Raw genomic sequence first — 6,023 nt, 5'->3', positions numbered from 1 at the left:
TGTGCGTTCTGGGCGCCCGGGCCCGTCACCGCACCGGGCGCCCAGAACGCACAGAGGCCCCGCCGTCCCATACGGGACGGCGGGGCCTCTGACGATCACCGGTTCCGGCGCCGCCGGGCGCCTCAGGTCGTCGACCGGCGCCTGCGCGCCCCCGGGCGCCGTTCGCTCGGCCGGGTCACCGGGTCGCCGGCCTCCAGGGCGGCCAGTCGGCGGCGGGCGCCGAAGTCGGCCAGGGCCTCCGCCAGCTTGTGCACCGACGGTTCCGGCGCCATGACGTCGACCCGCAGCCCGTGCTCCTCGGCCGTCTTCGCCGTCGCCGGGCCGATGCAGGCGATGACCGTCACGTTGTGCGGCTTGCCCGCGATGCCGACCAGGTTCCGCACCGTCGACGACGAGGTGAAGAGCACCGCGTCGAAGCCGCCGCCCTTGATCGCCTCGCGGGTCTCCGCGGGCGGCGGCGAGGCGCGCACCGTGCGGTAGGCGGTGACGTCGTCGACCTCCCAGCCCAGGTCGATGAGGCCGGCCACCAGCGTCTCGGTGGCGATGTCCGCACGCGGCAGGAACACCCGGTCGATCGGGTCGAAGACCGGGTCGTAGGGCGGCCAGTCCTCCACGAGCCCGCGAGCCGACTGCTCACCGCTCGGGACCAGGTCCGGCCGCACGCCGAAGTCGATCAGCGCCTTGGCGGTCTGGTCGCCCACCGCGGCGACCTTGATCCCGGCGAACGCGCGGGCGTCGAGGCCGTACTCCTCGAACTTCTCCCGCACCGCCTTGACCGCGTTGACCGAGGTGAAGGCGATCCACTCGTAGCGGCCCGTCACCAGGCCCTTGACCGCGCGTTCCATCTGCTGCGGGGTACGCGGCGGTTCCACGGCGATGGTCGGCACCTCGTGCGGCACCGCGCCGTAGGAGCGCAGCTGGTCGGAGAGCGACGCCGCCTGCTCCCTCGTCCGCGGCACGAGCACCTTCCAGCCGAACATCGGCTTGGACTCGAACCACGACAGACGGTCGCGCTGGGCGGGCGCGGAACGCTCACCGACCACGGCTATGACCGCCCGGCCGCCCTCGGGCGACGGCAGCACCTTCGCCTGCTTCAGCGTCTGCGCGATCGTGCCGAGCGTCGCCGTCCAGGTGCGCTGCCGCGTCGTCGTGCCCGCGACCGTCACCGTCAGCGGGGTGTCGGGCTTGCGACCGGCGGACACCAGTTCGCCCGCCGCCGCGCCCACCGAGTCGAGCGTCGTGGAGACGACCACCGTCCCGTCCGACGCCCCGACCTCGGTCCAGCACCGGTCGGACGCGGTGCGCGCGTCCACGAACCGCACGTCCGCGCCGTGCGCGTCCCGCAGCGGCACACCGGCGTACGCGGGCACGCCGACCGCGGCCGCGACACCGGGGACGACCTCGAAGGGCACCCCCGCCGCCACGCACGCCAGCATCTCCTCGGCGGCGTACGCGTCGAGGCCGGGATCACCGGACACCGCACGCACGACCCGCCTGCCGCCCCGCGCGGCCTCCATGACAAGATGTGCCGCATCCCGCACCGCGGGTGCGCCTACGGTTGTTGACGCACCGTCAACAACCGTGAGCTGAGGCGTGCCTGTGCCCGGAGCGGACGGCGCGGAGGAACCCGCCGAGTCCGTTTCCGTGGGCACCTCGGCGACGCCCTGCCTGGCATGTCGGCGTACGACGCCGAGCACCTCGTGCTCGGCGACGAGGACGTCCGCGTTCGCCAGCGCCTCGACGGCGCGCAGAGTCAGCAGTCCCGGATCCCCGGGTCCGGCACCGAGGAAGGTGACGTGCCCGTGTTCCGGAGGGGGTGGAAGGGTGGTGGGGCTCACTGTGCTCGCTCCCCCATCAGACCGGCCGCACCCTGCGCGAGCATCTCGGTGGCGAGTTCGCGACCGAGCGCCATCGCCGCCTCGTGCGTCCCGGGTACGGGACCGGTGGTGGACAACTGCACCAGCGTGGTGCCGTCGGTCGTGCCGACGACGCCCCGCAGGCGCATTTCCTTGACATTCGGCCCGTCCGTCAGAAGATCGGCCAGCGCCCCCACAGGGGCGGTGCAGCCGGCCTCCAGGGCGGCGAGCAGAGACCGCTCGGCCGTCACGGCGGCCCGCGTGAACGGGTCGTCGAGCTCGGCGAGCGCGGCGATCAGCTCCGTGTCGCGCACGGAACACTCGACCGCCAGTGCCCCCTGGCCGGGGGCGGGCAAAACCGTGTCGACCGACAGGAAGTCGGTCACCTCGTCGCTGCGTCCGACCCGGTTCAGGCCGGCGGCCGCCAGCACGACGGCGTCCAGCTCACCGTTGGTGACGTACCCGATCCGGGTGTCGACGTTCCCGCGGATCGGCACCGTCGTGACGTCCCGGCCGTGGGCCGCCGCGTACGCGTTCAGCTGGGCCATGCGGCGTGCCGAGCCGGTGCCGATGCGGGCGCCGCTCGGGAGGTCGGTGAGCTTGAGCGCGTCCCGTGCGATGAGGACGTCCCGCGGGTCCTCGCGCACCGGTACGGCGGCCAGGACCAGCTCGTCGTGCGGCGCGGTCGGCAGGTCCTTCAGCGAGTGCACCGCGAAGTCCACCTCACCGCGCACCAGCGCCTCGCGCAGCGCGGCCACGAAGACGCCGGTCCCGCCGATCTGCGCGAGGTGCTCGCGCGACGTGTCGCCGTACGTGGTGATCGGGACGAGCTCGACAGGCCGTCCGGTCACCTGGCTCACGGCATCCGCCACCTGCCCGGACTGGGCCATGGCGAGCTTGCTCCGCCTGGTCCCGAGCCTCAGTGCCTTTCCAGTCATGCCGGCCCTCGGTTCTCTGCGATGTTCGCGATGGTCGCGTTCTTCGCGTTCTTCTCGTTGCTTTCCTCGGCTCGGGAGACGGAGGCCACCGTCTCGGGGTCGAGGTCGAACAGGGTGCGCAGCGCGTCCGCGTACCCGGCGCCGCCGGGTTCGGCCGCGAGCTGCTTGACCCGCACGGTCGGTGCGTGCAGCAGCTTGTCGACCACCCGCCGTACGGTCTGGGTGATCTCCGCGCGATGCTTGTCGTCCAGGCCGGGCAGCCGGCCCTCGAGGCGGGCGATCTCGCCGGCCACCACGTCCGCGGCCATGGTGCGCAGGGCGACCACGGTCGGCGTGATGTGCGCGGCCCGCTGTGCCGCTCCGAAAGCCGCCACCTCATCGGAGACGATACGCCGGACCTGGTCCACGTCGGCAGCCATCGGAGCGTCCGCGGACGCCTCCGCGAGCGTCTCGATGTCCACCAGCCGCACCCCGGCGAGGCGGTGCGCGGCGGCGTCGATGTCGCGGGGCATCGCGAGGTCGAGCAGGTGGAGCACGGGTTCCGGACGCGGCGGCTCGGCCGCCGGCTCCGGACGGCGCCGCTCGGGGATCCGGCCGGCGCTCGCCGCGGTCGCGGCCAGCGCGCCGATCAGCTCGGGGTCCGTCCCCTCCGCGTCGACGCCGCGGCGGCCGGCCCTGCGGCGGTCGACGGCGCTGCCCGCGGCCCACGTCGCGTGCTGCTCCAGCGTCGCCGCGTCCATGCCGGCGACGGCCGCCTCACCCATCACGGAGAAGCCGGGCGGCACGGAGGTCAGGTCCAGCGGGCAGTCCTCGTCGGTACCGGTGCTCACGGGGGGCAGGGGCGCCGTCCGCGCCTCCGGCACCTCGCCGCGCACGGCGTCCGGCACCTCGTCGCGCGGCGCCTCCGGCTGCGCCCCGATCCGGCCCTCGACACCGGCGGCGATCGCACCGGCGGTGAGGACGAGCCCGGTCGCGCCCGTGCAGGAGACGACGACGTCGGCACGTGTCAGCTCGAACGGCACCGATCCCATCGGTACGGCGCGGGCCGACACGCCCGTGCCGTCGTCCTCGGCCGGACGCCCCCCGTACTGCTCCCCGAGCAGCGCCGCGAGGCGCTCGGCACGGTCGGCGGTGCGGTTGGCGATCACTATCTCGGAGACCCCGGCCCGCGCGAGCGTGGCCGCGGCCAGCGACGACATCGAACCGGCGCCTATGACCAGGGCCTTCTTGCCCCGCGCCCAGGCCGGGACGGGGGTGCCGAGGGCCAGCTGCTCCAGGCCGAAGCTGACCAGGGACTGCCCGGCGCGGTCGATGCCGGTCTCCGAGTGGGCACGCTTGCCGACCCGGAGCGACTGCTGGAACAGGTCGTTCATCAGCCGGCCGGCGGTGTGCAGTTCCTGCGCACGCGCCAGCGAGTCCTTGATCTGGCCGAGGATCTGCCCCTCGCCCACCACCATCGAGTCCAGTCCGCAGGCCACCGAGAACATGTGGTGGACGGCCCGGTCCTCGTAGTGCACGTAGAGATGGGGGGTGAGTTCCTCCAGGCCGACCCCGCTGTGCTGGGCCAGCAGCGTGGACAGCTCGGCGACACCGGCGTGGAACTTGTCCACGTCGGCGTACAGCTCGATGCGGTTGCAGGTGGCCAGCACCGCGGCCTCGGTGGCCGGCTCGGCGGCGACCGCGTCCTGCAGCAGCTTGGTCTGCGCGTCCAGGCTCAGCGAGGCCCGGTCCAGCACGCTGACCGGTGCGCTGCGGTGGCTCAGTCCGACGACGAGGAGGCTCATGTCGGCATCACGGCGGGCACGTCCCCGTCGGGTCCCTGGTCGGCGGCGGGCTCCCGGCCGGCGGCGGCGCCCCGGCGCACGGCAGCGGTCTCCTGGCGGGAGGCGGCGGCCGGGACGACGGCCCCGGCGGCCAGCTCGCCGGCCTTGCGCTGCTCGTGGAAGGCGAGGATCTGCAGTTCGATGGAGAGGTCCACCTTGCGCACGTCGACGCCGTCCGGAACGGACAGCACGGTCGGCGCGAAGTTCAGGATGGAGGTGACCCCCGCGGCGACGAGGCGTTCGCAGACCTGCTGGGCGGCGCCGGCGGGCGTCGCGATGACGCCGATCGACACGCCCTCGTCCTGGATGATCTTCTCGAGTTCGTCGGTGTGCTGCACCGGGATCCCGGCGACGGGCTTTCCGGCCATCGCGGGATCGGCGTCTATGAGCGCGGCGACCCGGAACCCGCGGGAGGCGAACCCGCCGTAGTTGGCGAGCGCGGCACCGAGGTTTCCGATACCGACGATCACAACCGGCCAGTCCTGGGTCAGGCCGAGTTCACGGGAGATCTGGTACACGAGATACTCGACGTCGTAGCCGACGCCCCGGGTCCCGTAGGAGCCCAGGTAGGAGAAGTCCTTGCGCAGCTTCGCGGAATTGACGCCCGCGGCGGCCGCCAGCTCCTCCGAGGAGACCGTGGGCACCGAACGCTCGGAGAGCGCGGTGAGGGCGCGGAGGTACAGCGGAAGCCTGGCGACGGTGGCCTCGGGAATTCCTCGGCTACGGGTCGCCGGTCGGTGAGTTCGGCCAGTTGCCACGGTGCTCCTGCGGGTAGAGCGGGGCTTCAGGCGGTCATACGTCCCCGGACCGCCCCGTCGAATGCAGGCTATGCCTTTGTGAACGCGTGCACAAAGATGGTGTCCGTTTTGTCCACCCAAAGTGACCGGGGTCACGCGCCCCCGGCGCACGCGTACGGAACCGGCGCGCGAGCACCATCGCTCCCTTTGTTCTGGGGGCAAAACCGCACACTCTCCTCTGTGTATCCCGCCCCCGAGACCTAGCCGCCATCGATCCTAAGCGACTTTCCCGTCGCTTTGTACTGGTCGGTCAGTCCCACTCTCAGTCGGTCAGGGCCTTGCGGAGGCGGACCTCGTCGACGCGCCAGAACGTGTGCTGGCGGCCGTCGACGAGAACCACGGGAATCTGCTCCCAGTACTGCTCGTGCAGGGCCGGGTCCCGGGTGATGTCCTTCTCCTCCCACGCGACCCCGAGGTCACCGCACACCCCCTCCACCACGGCCCGGGCGTCGTCGCACAGATGACAGCCGGGCTTGCCCACGAGGGTGACGAGACGATCCTGCGGAGCCTTGCGGCGGAAGAGCGGACTCATACCGGCCATTCTCACCCCGCGACGGGACGGGGGAACCCCTCCGCCCCCACCGCTTCCCGGTGGGCCGGGAGGGGTGC

The 6,023-nt window shown here is 72.8% G+C and carries 5 protein-coding genes; all 5 read right to left on the bottom strand.

The genetic code is table 11. The features are described from left to right. Positions 1–122: 122 nt before the first annotated feature. The 5 genes from AOK18_RS21195 to AOK18_RS21175 all read right to left on the bottom strand — a co-directional run bounded on the left by AOK18_RS21195 (position 123) and on the right by AOK18_RS21175 (position 5,955). Positions 123–1,838, bottom strand: coding sequence for a bifunctional uroporphyrinogen-III C-methyltransferase/uroporphyrinogen-III synthase (locus AOK18_RS21195; protein ID WP_055695381.1), 1,716 nt, complete (start codon positions 1,836–1,838; stop codon positions 123–125). Continuing rightward, positions 1,835–2,794, bottom strand: a complete 960-nt coding sequence (hemC, locus tag AOK18_RS21190; RefSeq protein ID WP_055695380.1) for a hydroxymethylbilane synthase — start codon at positions 2,792–2,794, stop codon at positions 1,835–1,837. The genes AOK18_RS21195 and hemC overlap by 4 nt, the downstream gene beginning before the upstream one ends. Beyond that, a complete protein-coding gene (locus AOK18_RS21185) occupies positions 2,791–4,578 on the bottom strand; it encodes a glutamyl-tRNA reductase (RefSeq protein WP_055571644.1) in 1,788 nt (595 codons plus the stop codon). Before AOK18_RS21185 ends, hemC begins: the two co-directional genes overlap by 4 nt. Next, the gene (locus AOK18_RS21180) at positions 4,575–5,375 is read right to left on the bottom strand and encodes a redox-sensing transcriptional repressor Rex (RefSeq protein WP_055695379.1); all 801 of its coding nucleotides are present in this window, start codon (positions 5,373–5,375) and stop codon (positions 4,575–4,577) included. The genes AOK18_RS21185 and AOK18_RS21180 overlap by 4 nt, the downstream gene beginning before the upstream one ends. A gap of 301 nt (positions 5,376–5,676) precedes the next feature. Continuing rightward, positions 5,677–5,955, bottom strand: a complete 279-nt coding sequence (locus AOK18_RS21175) for a glutaredoxin family protein (protein ID WP_175400239.1) — start codon at positions 5,953–5,955, stop codon at positions 5,677–5,679. Positions 5,956–6,023 lie beyond the last annotated feature (68 nt).

Source organism: Streptomyces prasinopilosus (assembly GCF_001419695.1).
Classification (GTDB): domain Bacteria; phylum Actinomycetota; class Actinomycetes; order Streptomycetales; family Streptomycetaceae; genus Streptomyces; species Streptomyces prasinopilosus.
This window is presented reverse-complemented; position numbering and strand designations above follow the sequence as displayed.